Origin of the sequence: Porphyromonas gingivalis ATCC 33277, assembly GCF_000010505.1 — a bacterium.
Classification (GTDB): domain Bacteria; phylum Bacteroidota; class Bacteroidia; order Bacteroidales; family Porphyromonadaceae; genus Porphyromonas; species Porphyromonas gingivalis.
Genome location: NC_010729.1, coordinates 1,635,859 through 1,653,402, shown reverse-complemented (window position 1 = coordinate 1,653,402; position 17,544 = coordinate 1,635,859). Strand labels below are relative to the sequence as shown.

General features: G+C 47.7%; 15 protein-coding genes and 1 pseudogene. 10 read left to right on the top strand and 6 right to left on the bottom strand.

Annotated elements, in window-relative coordinates; genetic code table 11:
* Window positions 1-96 precede the first annotated feature (96 nt).
* From PGN_RS07040 to rgpB, 10 genes and pseudogenes are all read left to right on the top strand, one after another.
* Window positions 97-1,491 (top strand): T9SS type A sorting domain-containing protein, encoded by a 1,395-nt coding sequence (locus PGN_RS07040; RefSeq protein WP_012458301.1) that lies wholly within the window; start codon window positions 97-99, stop codon window positions 1,489-1,491.
* A gap of 402 nt (window positions 1,492-1,893) precedes the next feature.
* Window positions 1,894-2,580, top strand: coding sequence for a 5'-methylthioadenosine/adenosylhomocysteine nucleosidase (locus PGN_RS07035; protein WP_012458300.1), 687 nt, complete (start codon window positions 1,894-1,896; stop codon window positions 2,578-2,580).
* A 24-nt stretch (window positions 2,581-2,604) separates the two neighbouring features.
* On the top strand, window positions 2,605-3,084 hold the full coding sequence (locus PGN_RS07030; protein ID WP_012458299.1) for an S-ribosylhomocysteine lyase: 480 nt from the start codon (window positions 2,605-2,607) through the stop codon (window positions 3,082-3,084).
* Between the two features lie 261 nt (window positions 3,085-3,345).
* Window positions 3,346-3,643 (top strand): annotated as a pseudogene (locus PGN_RS10690) (hypothetical protein).
* Between the two features lie 257 nt (window positions 3,644-3,900).
* On the top strand, window positions 3,901-5,031 hold the full coding sequence (tgt, locus tag PGN_RS07025; RefSeq protein ID WP_012458297.1) for a tRNA guanosine(34) transglycosylase Tgt: 1,131 nt from the start codon (window positions 3,901-3,903) through the stop codon (window positions 5,029-5,031).
* A 15-nt stretch (window positions 5,032-5,046) separates the two neighbouring features.
* Complete coding sequence (locus PGN_RS07020) at window positions 5,047-6,129, top strand: LptF/LptG family permease (protein WP_039417594.1); 1,083 nt, start codon at window positions 5,047-5,049, stop codon at window positions 6,127-6,129.
* A 32-nt stretch (window positions 6,130-6,161) separates the two neighbouring features.
* The gene (smpB, locus tag PGN_RS07015) at window positions 6,162-6,623 is read left to right on the top strand and encodes an SsrA-binding protein SmpB (protein WP_012458295.1); all 462 of its coding nucleotides are present in this window, start codon (window positions 6,162-6,164) and stop codon (window positions 6,621-6,623) included.
* Between the two features lie 39 nt (window positions 6,624-6,662).
* Window positions 6,663-8,834: a S9 family peptidase gene (locus PGN_RS07010; RefSeq protein ID WP_012458294.1), complete on the top strand. Its 2,172-nt coding sequence runs from the start codon at window positions 6,663-6,665 to the stop codon at window positions 8,832-8,834.
* Between the two features lie 102 nt (window positions 8,835-8,936).
* On the top strand, window positions 8,937-9,785 hold the full coding sequence (lipA, locus tag PGN_RS07005; protein ID WP_012458293.1) for a lipoyl synthase: 849 nt from the start codon (window positions 8,937-8,939) through the stop codon (window positions 9,783-9,785).
* A gap of 252 nt (window positions 9,786-10,037) precedes the next feature.
* The gene (rgpB, locus tag PGN_RS07000; RefSeq protein ID WP_012458292.1) at window positions 10,038-12,248 is read left to right on the top strand and encodes an Arg-gingipain RgpB; all 2,211 of its coding nucleotides are present in this window, start codon (window positions 10,038-10,040) and stop codon (window positions 12,246-12,248) included.
* A 580-nt stretch (window positions 12,249-12,828) separates the two neighbouring features.
* On the opposite strand, the gene PGN_RS06995 is transcribed toward rgpB, so the two are convergent.
* Genes PGN_RS06995 through PGN_RS06970 form a run of 6 tightly spaced genes read right to left on the bottom strand, consistent with a single transcriptional unit; the run spans window position 12,829 to window position 17,530 of the window.
* Window positions 12,829-13,431 (bottom strand): HAD-IB family hydrolase, encoded by a 603-nt coding sequence (locus PGN_RS06995; RefSeq protein WP_012458290.1) that lies wholly within the window; start codon window positions 13,429-13,431, stop codon window positions 12,829-12,831.
* Window positions 13,421-14,281, bottom strand: a complete 861-nt coding sequence (locus PGN_RS06990) for a decaprenyl-phosphate phosphoribosyltransferase (RefSeq protein ID WP_012458289.1) — start codon at window positions 14,279-14,281, stop codon at window positions 13,421-13,423. The genes PGN_RS06995 and PGN_RS06990 overlap by 11 nt, the downstream gene beginning before the upstream one ends.
* Window positions 14,282-14,297: 16 nt before the next feature.
* Window positions 14,298-14,753: an rRNA maturation RNase YbeY gene (gene ybeY, locus PGN_RS06985; protein WP_012458288.1), complete on the bottom strand. Its 456-nt coding sequence runs from the start codon at window positions 14,751-14,753 to the stop codon at window positions 14,298-14,300.
* A gap of 35 nt (window positions 14,754-14,788) precedes the next feature.
* Window positions 14,789-16,021, bottom strand: a complete 1,233-nt coding sequence (locus tag PGN_RS06980; RefSeq protein ID WP_012458287.1) for a nucleoside recognition domain-containing protein — start codon at window positions 16,019-16,021, stop codon at window positions 14,789-14,791.
* 19 nt (window positions 16,022-16,040) lie between these two features.
* Window positions 16,041-16,607: a guanylate kinase gene (gene gmk, locus PGN_RS06975; protein WP_012458286.1), complete on the bottom strand. Its 567-nt coding sequence runs from the start codon at window positions 16,605-16,607 to the stop codon at window positions 16,041-16,043.
* Window positions 16,608-16,639: 32 nt separating this feature from the next.
* The gene (locus PGN_RS06970) at window positions 16,640-17,530 is read right to left on the bottom strand and encodes a YicC/YloC family endoribonuclease (RefSeq protein ID WP_039417340.1); all 891 of its coding nucleotides are present in this window, start codon (window positions 17,528-17,530) and stop codon (window positions 16,640-16,642) included.
* Window positions 17,531-17,544: the final 14 nt, after the last annotated feature.

Here is a 17,544-nt window from a genome sequence, read left to right as displayed (position 1 = left end):
CCAAATAAGTGAAAAGAATACCCTAAGGTAGGTATTGGCCTGTCTGATGGCGGCCGATACCTTTGCCGTCGCTAATAACCAATGAGAAAAATCATTATGAAAAAACTTTTTTTGGCCTCCGTGGCTTTCTTATGTGCATGGATTTGGAGCGCTAATGCTCAGACAATGGCTCCAAATTACTTCCATGCCGATCCGCAGCAATTCAAACACAGGATTGTAAAAGAAAAAAGCTTCTCCTCCTACTCTAATTACGAATACGGAGTCGACAACCGTCTGCAAAGGATCTATTCGGTGGATGAGTCTTCGGGAGAGATCGAACACGAAAGACGATTCTTTTTCAATGAAGGCGGATATATGATTCGTGAGGAGGAATACGATGGAACCGTTCAGATACCTGTCAGAAAATGGGAATTTGTCCGCGATGACAAGGGTTATATCACTCATTTCAGCAGATACTCGCCTAAAGATGGAAGTCAGGAGTTGATAGAGGATATCCGTATCGATTTTTCCTACGATGCCGATATGAAACTGATCAAAGCGGATATAGATTTCTTCGACGTTATGGCCAATGTATGGGGCGATCTGCGCACGACAGAACTAATCTATAATGAAAACGGACTCTTGAAAGAGATGATTCAAACCGATCCGGGAAGCGGACAAGAATTCAATCGGGAAGAGCTTACATACAATAACCTCAACAAAATAGTTGCTATCAGGTTTATACCGGGACCGGCCAGTACAGGTTTGAACGAATTTGAATTGATATACGAATACGACAGTGAAGGAATGGATATTGTCAAAGCCGGGCGTGACGATTTCTGGTACTACTATGAGTACGACAAAGAAATGCTCGCTTCAGAGACATTCTTCCCAAAGCCTTCCATAGCAGATTTAGTATATTTCGGACTTAAAGATTATGTGGATTTTTCAGGACTACCCTTCAAAAACAGTTATACTCATGTAGTAGTCAAAGAATCTACAAATGAAATAGAAGCGATTTATGAACCTATCTCTGTATATTCCGTAGTGGTCATCCAGCCCGAAAATGGAGAGATAAAGCTAACGGCCGACGGGCAGCCCCTGAACAGCGGTTCCACATTAGTGGCAGGCCGTCGTATTAAAATACATCCCATCCCTGCCGAAGGTTACGAAGTGGACAAGGTAATGGTGAACGGAGAGAGTATCGAGGCTCCGTATGAATTCCTTCTTGAGAAAGATACAGAAGTGACAGCCCTGATGAAGAAGAGCAATGCCGTAGGAGAAGTCGACACCAAAGGCTTCCATGTCTATCCCATACCCACATCAAAAGATTTGACGATAGAGATACCGGCAGAAATGGTAGGCAAAGTGGCGTCTCTTATAGATATGAACGGACAGATTGTTTACAGAGTTACGCTTAATAACATCTTCCAGCAGATAGATATCAGCCATCTCAAGGGCGTTTTCCTCTTGCAGATCGGTGATATTACAGAAAGAGTGATCGTTCAATAACGACGCGCGAGTACTAACAAACAGATCGGGGCAGCATGGCGAGAGGCTTTATCTCTCTCCGATGCTGCCTCGATTGCGTTATTATCCTGACTTCATCATCGTGGCATCCCAAAAAATCCTCGTCGAATAGTTTTGTGATTATTGCTCTTTAACCCCGGATTGGTCATACAACGATAGAATTAAGGCAAGATTAAACGGAAAGAGTCCGGTACAATACCGACTCTTTCTATAACGCAAGGATCGGATTAACCTCTCCGACTTCCGGCCCTTTTTCAGCATACGTCGCCCTCGAATGATTATAAAGAGGTCTGTCGTGTATGTGTCGACTGACGAGTCTGCATACAATCATATTGTGACAGATGATATACCTTTGGCCGATCGAAGAATAGAAGCCGTACAGCAATGAACAAGACTATCGGTGTGGTAGTAGCCATGGGGAAAGAGTTTCGCCTGCTACCGGACATCCTCGAAAACAAGGAAGAAATACGGGATGCGGTTTTCCGTGCCGTTGTCGGAATTGTCGGAGGACATCGCGTCATATATGCCCTGAGCGGAATAGGGAAGGTGGCTGCTGCTGTCTGTGCCGGAGAACTGATCCGCCGCTATCGTCCCGACTACCTCATCAATATAGGCGTGAGTGGAGGATTGGGGCGGAATGTCGCTATCCATGATACGGTAGTGTCCACGGCTGTCTGCTATCACGATGTTTCGTGCGGAGCCGATATTGCTTGGGGGCAGGTGCAGGGTTTTCCCCTTTATTATCCCGTTTCGGAGGATCTTCTCGCCCTTTTTCGTTCGCTTCCGGTACCTGTCCGAGAGGGTGTGGTTTGTTGTGGCGATCGTTTCTTGTCATCATCGGAGGAGCAAGACTTTGTTCGTCGTACTTTTCCCGATGCCGTTGCCGTGGATATGGAGTCTGCTGCGTTGGCTCAGGTGGCATATATATACAGAGTCCCGTTCATCGCCGTGCGTATTATCAGCGATATTGCCGGCGAAGGTCGGGATAACTTTGCGGAGTATATGGACTTCTGGCGCAAGGCTTCTCCGGCTACCTTTTCTATTCTCGAAAGAGTATTCGATGCAATGTAGAAATAAGACAATCCCGATATGGAGATGGAAAAAATTCCCAGTTTTCAGTTAGATCATATTCGCCTCAAACGAGGCATATATGTCTCCCGCAAGGACTATATAGGGGGAGAGGTGGTTACGACTTTCGATATTCGAATGAAAGAGCCCAATCGCGAACCGGTGCTTGGAGCACCCGAACTGCATACGATCGAGCATTTGGCTGCAACTTATCTGCGTAATCATCCGCTTTATAAGGACAGGATCGTTTTCTGGGGGCCGATGGGCTGCCTTACGGGCAATTACTTTCTGATGCGAGGCAATTACGTATCCAAAGATATACTGCCCCTCATGCAGGAGACTTTCCGCTTCATCAGAGACTTCGAAGGAGAAGTGCCGGGTACGGAGCCGCGCGACTGTGGCAACTGCCTGCTGCACAACCTGCCGATGGCCAAATATGAGGCCGAGAAATACCTGCGTGAGGTACTCGATGTAGCGACGGAGGAGAACCTGAACTATCCCGACTGACAACTGCCGGGCTGTGCATGGGGCTTACAGTCCGCTCTACTTCCCACGTCTGCATCTCTACCCCTCATGTCTTCTGCGATGATATAGGCAGGGCAATCGCATTTCAGCCACTAACGTACATCTAAAGCACATGATTGCCACATTCGATTTTCAAAACAAGTGCGAATCCATATGCCAGAGATTCAAATCATAGAGGAAAGAGACTAAAAATTTTCAAACGCGATCACCCAGGCAGGCTGCCCCCGGAGCCGACGCATTAAATTGGTTTTGCGGTTTCATGCGAGCGAGTTTCTCCTAATCGGTATTGTTGGCTGCTACTGTGTCCCGACACGGTAGCCGGATGGGTTATTGGAGCCGGAGGTGGTATCGGCTTGTATGGACGCAATGTGAATCAGACGGCACAGCGTGGCGACAAGGTGCATACACGGGGAGCAAGGCGATGGTTGGAGGAGCACAAGTGCTGTTGCCGGTCATGTCGTTTGATGTCTCAAAGGGGCACTCATTAAAGGGGAGTAAATTTCCACTGGTGGAAAAAGAATTTTCCACTGGTGGAAAATAAACTTTCCACCGGTGGAAAGATAGCTTTCCACTTGTGGAAATCCGGCGTGTACCAAATAGTCGCCTGACACACAATAAGAAGAATAAACAAAAGTGCCTGCTTGTTGTGCAAAGGTCCCATTAATTCGTACTTGTTTGATAACCGAGCGTAGCAATCGTTAGGTTTATAAGTGTGTTAACAGTTCAAATGCGATTGCCCTGTGACATAGGCGTCGGGGAAAAAGACTATTTTTGTTTTCCGTAATTGAGGAATAACCCATGACATTCAATCTTCAATATACATGTGCCGACTGCGAAGCGCGTGCCGGTCTGCTGACTACAGACCATGGCCCCATAGAGACTCCCATCTTCATGCCGGTAGGCACGGTCGGGAGCGTGAAGGCCGTACACATGCACGAGTTGGAAGAGGATATTCGGGCTCAGATTATACTCGGCAATACTTATCACCTCTATCTCCGTCCCGGATTGGATGTGCTCAAGCGTGCCGGAGGCTTGCACAAGTTCAATAGCTGGGAGCGGCCTTTGCTCACGGATAGCGGAGGTTTTCAGGTGTTCTCTTTGGCGGAGAATCGGAAGATCACAGAGGAGGGTGCGACTTTCCGTTCCCATATAGACGGCTCCAAGCACCTTTTTTCACCCGAAAGGGTCATGGACATCCAGCGCGTTATCGGAGCGGACATCATCATGGCTTTCGATGAATGTTGCCCCGGTGATGCCGACCGCGAATATGCCCGCCGTTCGATGCTCCTGACCGGAAGGTGGTTGGAGCGTTGCCTGTGTAGAATGCGCGAGACGGAGCCACTCTATGGATATGAACAGCAGCTATTCCCCATCGTGCAGGGATGCGTCTATCCCGATCTGCGCCGCCGGTCGGCCGAGATGGTAGCTGCCGTCGATGCTGCCGGAAATGCCATCGGAGGATTGGCCGTGGGAGAGCCGACGGAAAAGATGTACGAGATGATCGAACTGACCAACGAGATCCTTCCCAAAGATCGTCCACGCTACCTCATGGGGGTAGGTACTCCGATCAATATATTGGAAGCGATAGACCGTGGTGTGGACATGTTCGACTGCATCATGCCTACGCGCAACGGCCGTAATGGGCAGCTCTTCACCTGGCACGGTACCATCAATATCCGCAATGCCAAATGGGCGGACGACTACTCGCTGCTTGATCCTGACGGTACGTCGTACGTGGACAGCCGTTACAGTAAGGCCTATCTGCACCACTTGATCCATACACAGGAGATTCTCGGTCTGCAAATCGCCTCTATTCACAACCTCGCCTTCTATCTCGAGCTGGTCCGGCAAGCGCGTAAGCATATTCAAATCGGCGACTATCGCACTTGGAAAACGGCTATGATCCGACAGCTTGACAACAGGCTGTAGCTTATCATGTATCTCATGAAGAGGTTGAACAGGTTAGATAAGTATTTGATCAAGCAGTTTTTGGGGACGTTCGTTTTCTCCATCATCTTGATCATATCCGTTTCGGTCGTCTTCGACATCAATGAGAAGATCGATGACTTTATGAAGCCGGAGGTCAGTCTGCGCAGTATCATATTCGATTACTATTTCAACTTCGTTCCCTACTACGCCAATCTTTTCAGCCCGCTCTTCGTCTTCATATCGGTGATATTCTTTACGTCGAAGCTGGCTGAGAAGTCCGAGATCATCGCGATGCTTTCGGCCGGAGTCAGTTTCAAGCGGCTGATGGTGCCCTATATGTTGTCGGCAACGGTGATTGCCATACTGACTTTCCTGCTCAATAGTTTCGTTATCCCACCGGGCAATGCTACACGAATTGATTTTCAGAACAAATACATCAAGAACAAGAAGGTACAGTATGCCGAGAGCGTTCAGCTCGAAGTGAAGAAAGGGGTCTTTGCCTTTTTCGGATCGTACAGCGATGCCATGCGAACCGGTTACCAGTTCAGCCTGGAAGAGTTCAAGGGCAAGCAGCTCGTCTCCCGTCTGACAGCGGATAGGATCCAATACGACTCGCTTTATAACTGGCGCATTTTCAACTACAGGATCAGGCACTTCGGTAAGTATAAAGAGACGGTCGAGAGCGGTAGCGAGATGGACACGGTAATAGCCGTCCGCCCGGCGGACTTCCTCGTGGCAGAGGATGATGTGGAGACGATGACGACTACCGACCTGCATACCTATATATCGCATCAGAAGCAAAGGGGCGTGGGCAACGTCAAGCTCTTTGAGATCGAACTGCACAAACGCTATGCAGCCATCTTCTCTGCCTTTATCCTCACCATTATCGGTGCTTCGCTCTCTTCACGCAAAGTAAAAGGAGGGATGGGGATCAATATCGCTATCGGTCTGGGGCTTAGCTTTGCCTATATCCTGTTTATGACCGTTGCTGGTACATTTGCCATCAGCGGATCTTTGCCTCCGTTTATGGCAGCTTGGTTGCCTAACTTCGTGTTTACGGTCATTGCCGTTTTCCTTTATAAAAAAGCTCCGCGATAGGCAGACTTCCGGATGTAACGATACCCACAACTATGAAAGAGAAAATACAGAAGAATATCCTCATAAAGAACAAACGTGCCACTTTCGATTACGAGATTTTGGACGTTTACACGGCGGGCATTGTATTGGTCGGTACCGAGATCAAATCGCTCCGACTGGGCAAAGGCGGTTTGGTTGATACCTATTGCTACTTCCATCGGGGAGAGCTGTGGGTGAAGAATATGTACATAGCCGAATACTTCTATGGCACCTATAACAACCATGTGGCTCGCCGCGACCGTAAACTCCTGCTCAATCGCAAAGAGCTACGCAAGCTTGAGGAGGCATCCAAGAGCGTGGGTACCACGATAGTGCCGCTCAAGCTCTTTATCAATGAAAGGGGATTGGCCAAGCTGCAAATCGGATTGGCACGAGGGAAAAAACAATATGACAAGCGTGCATCCATCAAAGAGCGAGATGATCGCCGAGAGATGGATCGTGCGTTGAAACGCTAAGCAATAAACCACTTAAAAGAAGATATAATACACTTTCTTATGAAAAGACCGGTAATAATTCTGCTACTTGGCATCGTAACCATGTGTGCCATGGCTCAGACGGGGGACAAACCCGTAGATTTGAAAGAAATCACGAGCGGAATGTTTTATGCTCGCAGTGCAGGGAGAGGAATACGCTCCATGCCGGATGGAGAACACTATACGGAGATGAACCGTGAGCGAACGGCTATCGTCCGCTACAATTATGCCTCCGGCAAGGCGGTCGATACGCTCTTCAGTATCGAACGAGCACGCGAATGCCCGTTTAAACAAATACAGAACTACGAGGTAAGCAGTACCGGACATCATATTTTGCTCTTTACGGATATGGAGAGCATCTATCGGCATTCGTATCGTGCTGCCGTCTACGACTATGATGTTCGCCGCAATTTGGTAAAACCACTGAGCGAGCATGTCGGCAAAGTGATGATCCCTACATTCAGCCCTGATGGCCGGATGGTAGCGTTCGTCAGAGACAATAACATCTTTATCAAGAAATTCGATTTCGATACGGAAGTACAAGTTACTACCGATGGGCAGATCAACTCTGTTTTAAACGGAGCGACGGATTGGGTGTACGAAGAAGAGTTCGGTGTGACCAATCTGATGAGCTGGAGTGCGGACAATGCTTTTCTGGCTTTTGTGCGCAGCGATGAATCTGCCGTCCCCGAATATCGAATGCCTATGTATGAGGACAAACTTTATCCCGAAGACTATACCTATAAGTATCCCAAGGCAGGGGAGAAGAATAGTACCGTCTCCCTGCATCTCTATAATGTGGCGGATCGGAATACCAAGTCGGTAAGCCTGCCGATCGATGCGGATGGATATATTCCCCGAATTGCTTTCACGGACAACGCGGATGAGTTGGCTGTCATGACACTCAACCGTTTGCAGAACGACTTCAAAATGTACTATGTGCATCCGAAGAGTCTCGTCCCCAAGCTGATACTACAGGATATGAACAAGCGATATGTGGATAGCGATTGGATTCAGGCCTTGAAGTTTACGGCCGGAGGCGGATTCGCTTATGTGAGCGAAAAGGATGGGTTTGCTCATATCTATCTCTACGATAACAAAGGGGTAATGCACCGTCGGATTACCTCAGGAAATTGGGATGTGACCAAACTGTACGGAGTGGATGCTTCGGGAACGGTCTTCTACCAGTCGGCGGAAGAAAGCCCCATCCGTCGAGCTGTCTATGCCATAGATGCCAAAGGCAGGAAAACAAAGCTCAGCCTGAATGTAGGCACGAATGATGCTCTCTTCAGTGGCAACTATGCATACTATATTAATACGTATAGCAGTGCTGCTACCCCAACGGTGGTTTCGGTATTCAGAAGCAAAGGAGCCAAAGAGTTGCGCACACTGGAGGATAACGTTGCTCTCCGTGAACGGCTGAAAGCCTATCGTTACAACCCGAAGGAGTTTACCATTATCAAAACTCAATCGGCTCTTGAACTGAATGCCTGGATCGTGAAGCCTATTGATTTCGATCCCTCTCGCCACTATCCTGTCCTGATGGTACAGTATAGCGGTCCCAACTCCCAGCAGGTATTGGATCGCTATTCATTCGATTGGGAACACTACCTTGCATCGAAAGGTTACGTCGTAGCATGTGTGGATGGGCGTGGCACCGGTGCCCGCGGCGAAGAATGGCGCAAGTGTACCTACATGCAACTTGGTGTATTCGAAAGTGATGATCAGATAGCAGCGGCCACTGCTATAGGACAGCTGCCCTATGTGGATGCAGCTCGTATCGGCATATGGGGGTGGAGCTATGGCGGCTATACCACACTAATGAGTTTGTGTCGGGGAAATGGTACATTCAAAGCGGGGATAGCCGTTGCTCCTGTGGCAGACTGGCGTTTCTACGATTCGGTTTACACCGAACGCTTCATGCGTACACCCAAGGAAAATGCTTCCGGATACAAGATGTCTTCAGCTCTTGATGTGGCAAGCCAACTACAAGGGAATCTCTTGATCGTAAGCGGATCGGCAGACGACAATGTTCATCTTCAGAACACGATGCTTTTTACAGAGGCGCTGGTTCAGGCCAATATCCCCTTCGACATGGCTATCTATATGGACAAGAACCATAGTATATACGGGGGGAATACCCGCTATCATCTCTATACTCGCAAAGCAAAGTTTTTGTTCGACAATCTTTAATACAGTATCTCTCAGTTGCTTGATGGGGCGAGTGGCGAAGGGGGCTTTTGTTCACTTGCTCCGTTCGACAGTGGTCTCTAATAGCTCTTTGTTGAAAAAACTATGGCGCAACACGTCAAGAAACCCGAATGGTTGAAAATACGTCTTGGTGGGAATGAGAAGTTTACCGAGACTAAAAGCATTGTCGAGGGACATTGTCTGCATACGATCTGTACAAGTGGCAAATGCCCCAATATGGGAGAGTGCTGGAGTAGAGGGACTGCTACCTTCATGATCGGTGGTGATATCTGTACACGTGCCTGTCGATTTTGCAACACTTTGACGGGGCGTCCCAAACCGCTCAATGAAGCAGAACCTACTCACGTCGCATTGAGTATCAAACTGATGGGGCTTAACCATGCTGTGGTGACGAGCGTTGACCGCGATGACTTGCCGGATTATGGTGCCACACACTGGGTTAAGACCATTCAGGAAATCAGACGGATCAACTCGGGAGTGACACTCGAAGTTCTGATTCCCGACTTCAAAGGACGGATGGATTTGGTGGACATGATTATCGAGGCAAGTCCGGATGTTATTTCGCATAATCTGGAGACGGTACGTCGGCTTACGCCATCGGTACGCAGCGTGGCTACTTACGATACCAGCCTTGCCGTGCTTCGTCACATAGCTCAGTCCGGAAAAATGCCCGCGAAAACAGGAATGATGCTCGGTTTGGGCGAGACTGAAGAAGAGATACTTGAATTGATGGATGATGCTCTTGCGGCGGGAGTCTCAGTTATTACTATAGGACAGTATCTGCAACCGTCGAGGAAGAATCTTCCTGTGGTGGAATACATCACGCCCGAACAGTTCGAACATCTTCGACTGGTGGGTATCGAAAAAGGCTTCCGTACGATAGAGAGTGCTCCGCTCGTTCGCAGTTCTTACCATGCCGAACGGCACTTATAACGGCTTCCGTAAAGTCAAAAACATACCATTTCGATTGAAAAATGACATAAGGCTTGGCAAATATGAGAGAGAGCTATCTAAAAGATATTGTTTTTGACTATTTTGTTTATATTTGCTGCCGGCCTTTTCTAATGCAATCTTTTATGCCTCAAGAGGGAAAAGCATAATGGAGCAGCTCTTCAATGAGATTTCGGATCGTAATTCAGAAGAATTAAAATGGTTCTTTTACAAATAAAAAACTAATTCAAGCAAATGAAAAAGAATTTTAGCAGGATCGTTTCGATCGTAGCATTCTCCTCTCTGTTGGGAGGAATGGCGTTTGCACAGCCGGCAGAGCGCGGTCGCAACCCACAAGTACGACTGCTCTCCGCTGAGCAGTCTATGTCCAAGGTGCAATTCCGTATGGACAATCTTCAGTTCACAGACGTACAGACCTCCAAAGGGGTAGCTCAGGTGCCTACCTTCACCGAAGGTGTCAATATCTCGGAGAAAGGTACGCCTATATTGCCCATTCTTTCCCGTTCTCTTGCCGTTTCTGAAACACGTGCGATGAAGGTAGAGGTAGTTTCTTCCAAATTCATCGAAAAGAAGGATGTGCTGATCGCTCCCTCTAAAGGTGTTATCTCTCGCGCTGAAAATCCTGATCAAATCCCCTACGTGTACGGACAGAGCTATAATGAAGACAAGTTCTTCCCGGGCGAAATCGCTACGCTGAGCGATCCTTTCATCCTGCGTGATGTACGTGGTCAGGTAGTAAACTTTGCTCCGCTCCAGTATAACCCTGTTACAAAGACCCTCCGCATCTATACGGAAATCGTTGTAGCTGTGAGCGAAACAGCTGAAGCGGGCCAGAATACGATTAGCTTGGTTAAGAACAGCACTTTCACAGGCTTCGAAGATATCTATAAGAGCGTCTTCATGAATTATGAAGCTACGCGCTATACGCCTGTTGAAGAAAAGGAGAATGGTCGTATGATCGTCATCGTAGCCAAAAAGTATGAGGGAGATATTAAAGATTTCGTTGATTGGAAAAACCAACGCGGTCTCCGTACCGAGGTGAAAGTGGCAGAAGATATTGCTTCTCCCGTTACAGCTAATGCTATTCAGCAGTTCGTTAAGCAAGAATACGAGAAAGAAGGTAATGATTTGACCTATGTTCTTTTGGTTGGCGATCACAAAGATATTCCTGCCAAAATTACTCCGGGGATCAAATCCGACCAGGTATATGGACAAATAGTAGGTAATGACCACTACAACGAAGTCTTCATCGGTCGTTTCTCATGTGAGAGCAAAGAGGATCTGAAGACACAAATCGATCGGACTATTCACTATGAGCGCAATATAACCACGGAAGACAAATGGCTCGGTCAGGCTCTTTGTATTGCTTCGGCTGAAGGAGGCCCATCCGCAGACAATGGTGAAAGTGATATCCAGCATGAGAATGTAATCGCCAATCTGCTTACCCAGTATGGCTATACCAAGATTATCAAATGTTATGATCCGGGAGTAACTCCTAAAAACATTATTGATGCTTTCAACGGAGGAATCTCGTTGGTCAACTATACGGGCCACGGTAGCGAAACAGCTTGGGGTACGTCTCACTTCGGCACCACTCATGTGAAGCAGCTTACCAACAGCAACCAGCTACCGTTTATTTTCGACGTAGCTTGTGTGAATGGCGATTTCCTATTCAGCATGCCTTGCTTCGCAGAAGCCCTGATGCGTGCACAAAAAGATGGTAAGCCGACAGGTACTGTTGCTATCATAGCGTCTACGATCAACCAGTCTTGGGCTTCTCCTATGCGCGGGCAGGATGAGATGAACGAAATTCTGTGCGAAAAACACCCGAACAACATCAAGCGTACTTTCGGTGGTGTCACCATGAACGGTATGTTTGCTATGGTGGAAAAGTATAAAAAGGATGGTGAGAAGATGCTCGACACATGGACTGTATTCGGCGACCCCTCGCTGCTCGTTCGTACACTTGTCCCGACCGAAATGCAGGTTACGGCTCCGGCAAATATCTCTGCCTCTGCACAGACATTCGAAGTAGCTTGCGACTATAACGGTGCTATCGCTACGCTCTCTGACGATGGTGATATGGTCGGCACTGCTATCGTGAAAGACGGTAAGGCTATCATCAAATTAAATGAGAGTATCGCTGATGAAACGAACTTGACGCTCACCGTAGTAGGATACAATAAGGTTACTGTGATAAAGGATGTGAAAGTGGAAGGTACATCTATTGCCGACGTAGCCAATGATAAGCCTTATACTGTAGCTGTATCAGGTAAGACGATAACTGTAGAAAGTCCTGCTGCCGGGCTGACGATCTTCGATATGAACGGCCGTCGTGTAGCTACTGCTAAGAACCGCATGGTATTCGAAGCACAAAACGGCGTGTATGCCGTTCGCATCGCTACTGAAGGCAAGACGTATACAGAAAAGGTTATAGTGAAGTAATTCACACTGCAATTCTCTAATAAGGGCTGTGCCGAGGAATCCATTCGGCACAGCCCTTTTTGAATTATTGGCATTACGCCAAGAGACTGTTGTGTTGTGTACTGAAAAAGTTGACAGTTGGGGGTGCGACAAACCAAGAAAAAATGTCAAAACATCTCAGCAATTCGGAGAGCGCCTTCGTATCCTCGAAGAATACCTCACCTCCGATGCCAAGTAGTTCAGCGTCAGCGTTTTTATCGCACCAAGAAGGTGGCGATATTTCCGCATATGCGGAAATATATTTTCGTATATACTCCGATAAATTTTCTTATATACGGAAATATATTTCCTTATATACACAAATATATTTCTCTATATACACAACAAAGAGAGGCTCGGAATATTGCTCCGGAACTCTACAACTACAGAAGAATGAATCCCGAGCAAAGGGCTAAATCTGCTTGTGTAAACCTAAGGGGAAATACCAATCGACAGTTGTAACTTCTGCTCTGATGGCGGTTTGTGGTCAGGTAGGAAAATGGGTACCCATCGGGACACCGATGAATCGACAATCTCCAAACGATACGGACGCGGCGGCAGGCTATAGAGCAGGGAATCTTCTATAGTAGGAATGTGTGCAGAGGCTAAGCAAGGGGCGGTCGGAGGGGCTATCGCCATAGCCATAGGAGATCGAATCTCGCCAATGCGGCAAGGCTCGATCCAACCTGTGGATTTTCTCTTTTCCCTTGCAGTTATTGCCTTCGAACCGACCCGTCAGAATGCCGGATTTTATCTCCGGAAGGGTAGCAATGACGGTATGAAACCCCGTCTTTTCAGCCCATGGCTCCACACAAGGCAGAAGCGAGGCTGTCAGTAGCACCAGCCGATGTCCTTCGCTGCGATGCCATTCCAAACAGCGAAGGGCTTCGGGACGAAGAAGACTTTCGATAGCAGGCACGAATCGCTGTCCCATTGCCCGGCATTCCACCTCCCTTTTTCCTTTCAAGACTGTGGAAAGGATGGCTGCTTTTGTCCGGTCGGCCGGAGCCAGCCGAAGTTTGTAGCACATCCACATGGCCAGATAGAAAGGCAGTCTGAGCCAAAAGAGAATAACCGGCTGGGCTTGCCGCAGAAAGGGAAGCAAAGAATCGCATCGGGTCAGCGTACCGTCGAAATCGAATATGGCTATGGGCCTATGCGACATAAGGGCTTATCGAATAAAGAATGATCCACACAACTACCGAAAGCTGGAGCCCGTGGTCCTGATAGAGCATATCGGTCGGATTGCAATGACAGCCTTTCACTATCACGTGTCTCAGATAATGGAAAAGTCCGGTGGCAACGGGAAAGACAGATACGTACAGATACGGGCCGTTCCTCGATATGACTTCGCCGTCTGTGGCATAGAGGGTATAGAGTATAATGATCGTAGCCGAGAGAATGGCCAGTAGGACATTGAGGAATCCATCCGTATAATGTTTGACGACAGGACGCGATGAAAGAGCCGTCTCCTGCAGCAGACGCAGGTCTTCTTTCCTCTTGCCGAAGGCGAGCAGCAAGGATAGGAAGAGCGTCATCAAAGCCAACCAATGGGAAATGGGTACTCCGCTCACTGCTCCGGCCGCATACAATCTGATCAGAAAGCCGAAAGCTACGAGGAAAGCATCCACGATGGGGATGTGTTTGCCTTTCAGTGAATAGAAAAGATTCAGCAAAAGATAAAGTACTATAGAGATCAGGGCATAGACGGCAAAAGGGAAAGAAAGGAATAACAATATCACTCCGCAAGCCAAAACCACAAGTAGAGCTATCAGTATATAAGCTTTGGAGAGACTCCATGCTCCGCTGGCAATAGGGCGTCTCGATTTGACGGGATGCAGGCGGTCGATCGCTCTATCGCAAATATCATTGAAGAGATAGACTGCACTCGATGCCGAACAAAATGCTATCAGGAGTATGGTCAGCCTTAGCAAGGCTTCCGTATCACCAATCCTGTGTCCGAAAAACAGGGGTAGGAATACGATCAGATTCTTGATCCACTGCTTAGGTCTCATAGAGGGAGAAATGTGATCATGTATGCAATAGGGAAAGCTCCGATCCGATGGTTTCTTGCAGCATGACAAGGGCTTCCTCTTCGGCTGCTCGCATTTGGGCTTCATCCTTTTTGCTCTTGTCTTTCAATCCGCAAAGATGCAGTATGCCGTGGATAATGACACGATGTAGTTCGTCTTCGTATCGAAGATCAAGAGCACGGGCATTCGAGCGTACGGTATCGAGACTGATAAGCAGGTCGCCATTCACCGTATCCGCTTCGCAGGAATCGAAGGTGATGATGTCGGTGTAGTAGTCATGATCGAGAAATTCCTGATTGGCTTTCAGGATATATTCGTCATCACAGAAAAGATAGGAGATTTCTCCCACCGCTTTCCCATATCGGCTGCATACTTCGGCTATCCACTTACCGACGATCCGTCTTCTGATCCGAGGAAGGCTGACGCCTTCAGCATAGAAATTGATTTTTGCCATTGTCTTAATTATCGTTTTGCTCGGTCACCGTACCCTCAACCAAAGAAAATATAAGTGACAGCAATGGCTGTCAGCGCTCCGGCCAAATCGGCCAAAAGGGAATAGCTCACCGTATAACGTGTATTGCGTATTTTGACGGCTCCATAGTAGAGGGCTACGACGTAGAACGTGGTATCGCTGGAGCCCTGTACAATACTGCATAGACGGCCGACAAAGCTGTCGGCTCCGTACGTCTGCATGGCATCGACCATGAGCCCTCTGGCTCCACTTCCGCTAAGTGGTTTCATTAGCATGGTCGGGATTCCTTCCACAAACTTCATATCTCCTCCCCAAAAGCCGACCAGTCCGCGCAAGCCTTCAGTGATCAGATCCATGGCACCGGAAGCTCTGAATATACCGATACCGACCAGCATGGCCAGCAGATAGGGAATGATGGTCACAGCCGTACCGAAACCATCTTTTGCCCCTTCGATAAAGGCATCATACACATTGATGCGCGCACGCAGTCCACTGACGACGAATCCGCACATTATTCCAAACAGAAGAATGGATGCAAATGCAGTGCTGATACTGCTGAATGTTTCCGGAGGCAGAGTCCGTCCTGCATAGATTACCCCTCCGATAAAGAGAAGAGAGGAAAGAAGAAAAAGAAGAAGAGGTTTTTGGAAGAAATCGATACGCTGCTTGACCCCTACTGCAAGGATGGCGACCAATGTGGAAGCAAACGTGGCAATCAGAACCGGGACAAAGATGTCGGCAGGATTTGCCGCCCCGGCCTGTAGGCGATAGGCCATGATGGAAGAGGGAATCAGCGTAAGTCCACTGGCATTGATGGCCAAGAACATAATCATGGCATCGCTGGCTTTATCTTTTTGCTGATTGATCGTTTGCAAACTCTCCATCGAACGGATACCGAGGGGGGTAGCAGCATTGTCAAGGCCTAACAGGTTGGCCGATATATTCATGAAGATATTGCCCAGTGCGGGATGGCCCTTAGGTACAGAAGGGAATAATCGGCTTAGAACAGGTGAACTGATCTGTGCCAGCTTGCTTATAAGGCCACTTCGTTCTGCTATTTTCATCAGACCGAGCCACAGAGCGAGTACACCGGTCAGTGCAAGGGCTATCTCAAAGGCATTCTTCGACTGGCTGAAAGAAGCCTGCACCATCTCATCGAATACGGACACATCGCCGAAAGCTATCAATCGAACGAGTGCCACAATGAGCGAAACGAGGAAAAAAGCTACGAAAATGTAATTAAGAACCATCTTGTAGGAAGAGAAACTATTATTTGGCTAAGAATTGGGCAATCGCCTTCCTTATCTGTTCCACACAAGTAACCAAATCATCATTTACAAAGCGCAGGTCGAAAAGATGTGCATAACCGATTTCTTTCTCGGCCTTGTCCACGCGCTGCTTAATAGTTTCCATAGAGTCCGTACCTCGTTTTTGCAGACGAGAACGCAGCTCTTCTATAGAAGGAGGCAAAATAAAGATAGCCAATGCCCTATCTCCATAATATTTCTTGATGCTCTGTGCTCCAACGACATCAACGTCGAAAATGACATTTTTCTCTTCTTTCAGGATCCGCTCTACCTCACTTTTGAGCGTGCCATAGTATTTGTCTCTGTACACCTCTTCGTACTCTACGAATTCGTTGGCCTCTATTCTTCGTCTGAATTCTTCCGGAGACAAGAAGTAATACTCTCGTCCATTCTGCTCTTCTCCACGAGGTGCACGGCTGGTTGCAGAAATAGAGAAATGAAGGTTAAGCTCTCTGTCCGTAAGAAGTCGTTCGATAACGGTGCTCTTACCTGTTCCGGATGGGGCCGAGATGATGATTAGTTTGGTCATGGGGAATTTTGTCTAAATATGTAGTGGAATGGCTATAATACGTTCAGTACCTGCTCTTTAATCTGTTCTAATTCGTCTTTCATCTGCACGACGATTTGCTGCATCTCCACATGATTGCTTTTGGAGCCGAGCGTATTGATTTCTCTGCCGATTTCTTGTGCAATGAAGCTGAGTTTTTTTCCTTGTCCGGGCTCGCCTTGCATGGTTTGGAGAAAATAAGAAAGATGATTCCGCAAGCGATGCTTCTCTTCATTTACATCCAACTTTTCGATATAATAAATCATCTCTTGTTCGAATCTGTTCTTGTCGTAGTCTTTCTCTGATATTTTGGTTAGGTTCTCTTCTATCCGCTCTTTGATTCGTTGGATCCTCTCGGGTTCATACTGTTCGATTTGCAGAAGCAAAGAAGAGATATTAGATATTTTCTCCGTGAACACCTGCTCCAGCATAGCACCCTCCTGCTCGCGGAATCCGATTAGCTGATCAAGGGCTCTCCGACAAGTTTCAATTACGACAGCCCATTCATCTTCTGGAATTTCTTCTTCTTTATCTTCATCTATCTGAATGACTCCGGGGATCCGAAGTAGCTGTTCGAACCATCCTCCTGCGGGTACTTCCACTCCCATCTTTTCGCCGAATTCCTTGAGTTGGAAGAAATAAGAGGACATCTTTTCTGTATCGAATATCTGAGATACAACATCCGTACTACCGGATTCCTCGAGAAACAGGCTGAGATCCACTTTCCCCCGTCTGATGTCGGCCGAAACCAAAGCCCTGAGAGGTAGTTCTCTATCACGGTAACGGCTGGAAATCTTGGTTGATAGATCGAACTGTTTGCTATTGAGCGACTTGATGGTCGCAGTTATTTTTTTATCGGCGAATTGAATCGTATGCTTGCCGAATCCGGTCATAGATAGGATCATAGTCTTTTTTATAT

Coding starts and splice junctions, on each gene's coding strand:
- PGN_RS07020 (WP_039417594.1), top strand. CDS start 5,047: ATGAAGAGGTTGAACAGGTTAGATAAGTATTTGATCAAGCAGTTTTTG.
- PGN_RS06995 (WP_012458290.1), bottom strand. CDS start 13,431: ATGTCGCATAGGCCCATAGCCATATTCGATTTCGACGGTACGCTGACC.
- PGN_RS07030 (WP_012458299.1), top strand. CDS start 2,605: ATGGAAAAAATTCCCAGTTTTCAGTTAGATCATATTCGCCTCAAACGA.
- PGN_RS07035 (WP_012458300.1), top strand. CDS start 1,894: ATGAACAAGACTATCGGTGTGGTAGTAGCCATGGGGAAAGAGTTTCGC.
- PGN_RS07010 (WP_012458294.1), top strand. CDS start 6,663: ATGAAAAGACCGGTAATAATTCTGCTACTTGGCATCGTAACCATGTGT.
- smpB (WP_012458295.1), top strand. CDS start 6,162: ATGAAAGAGAAAATACAGAAGAATATCCTCATAAAGAACAAACGTGCC.
- ybeY (WP_012458288.1), bottom strand. CDS start 14,753: ATGGCAAAAATCAATTTCTATGCTGAAGGCGTCAGCCTTCCTCGGATC.
- rgpB (WP_012458292.1), top strand. CDS start 10,038: ATGAAAAAGAATTTTAGCAGGATCGTTTCGATCGTAGCATTCTCCTCT.
- PGN_RS06970 (WP_039417340.1), bottom strand. CDS start 17,530: ATGATCCTATCTATGACCGGATTCGGCAAGCATACGATTCAATTCGCC.
- lipA (WP_012458293.1), top strand. CDS start 8,937: ATGGCGCAACACGTCAAGAAACCCGAATGGTTGAAAATACGTCTTGGT.
- PGN_RS06980 (WP_012458287.1), bottom strand. CDS start 16,021: ATGGTTCTTAATTACATTTTCGTAGCTTTTTTCCTCGTTTCGCTCATT.
- gmk (WP_012458286.1), bottom strand. CDS start 16,607: ATGACCAAACTAATCATCATCTCGGCCCCATCCGGAACAGGTAAGAGC.
- PGN_RS07040 (WP_012458301.1), top strand. CDS start 97: ATGAAAAAACTTTTTTTGGCCTCCGTGGCTTTCTTATGTGCATGGATT.
- tgt (WP_012458297.1), top strand. CDS start 3,901: ATGACATTCAATCTTCAATATACATGTGCCGACTGCGAAGCGCGTGCC.
- PGN_RS06990 (WP_012458289.1), bottom strand. CDS start 14,281: ATGAGACCTAAGCAGTGGATCAAGAATCTGATCGTATTCCTACCCCTG.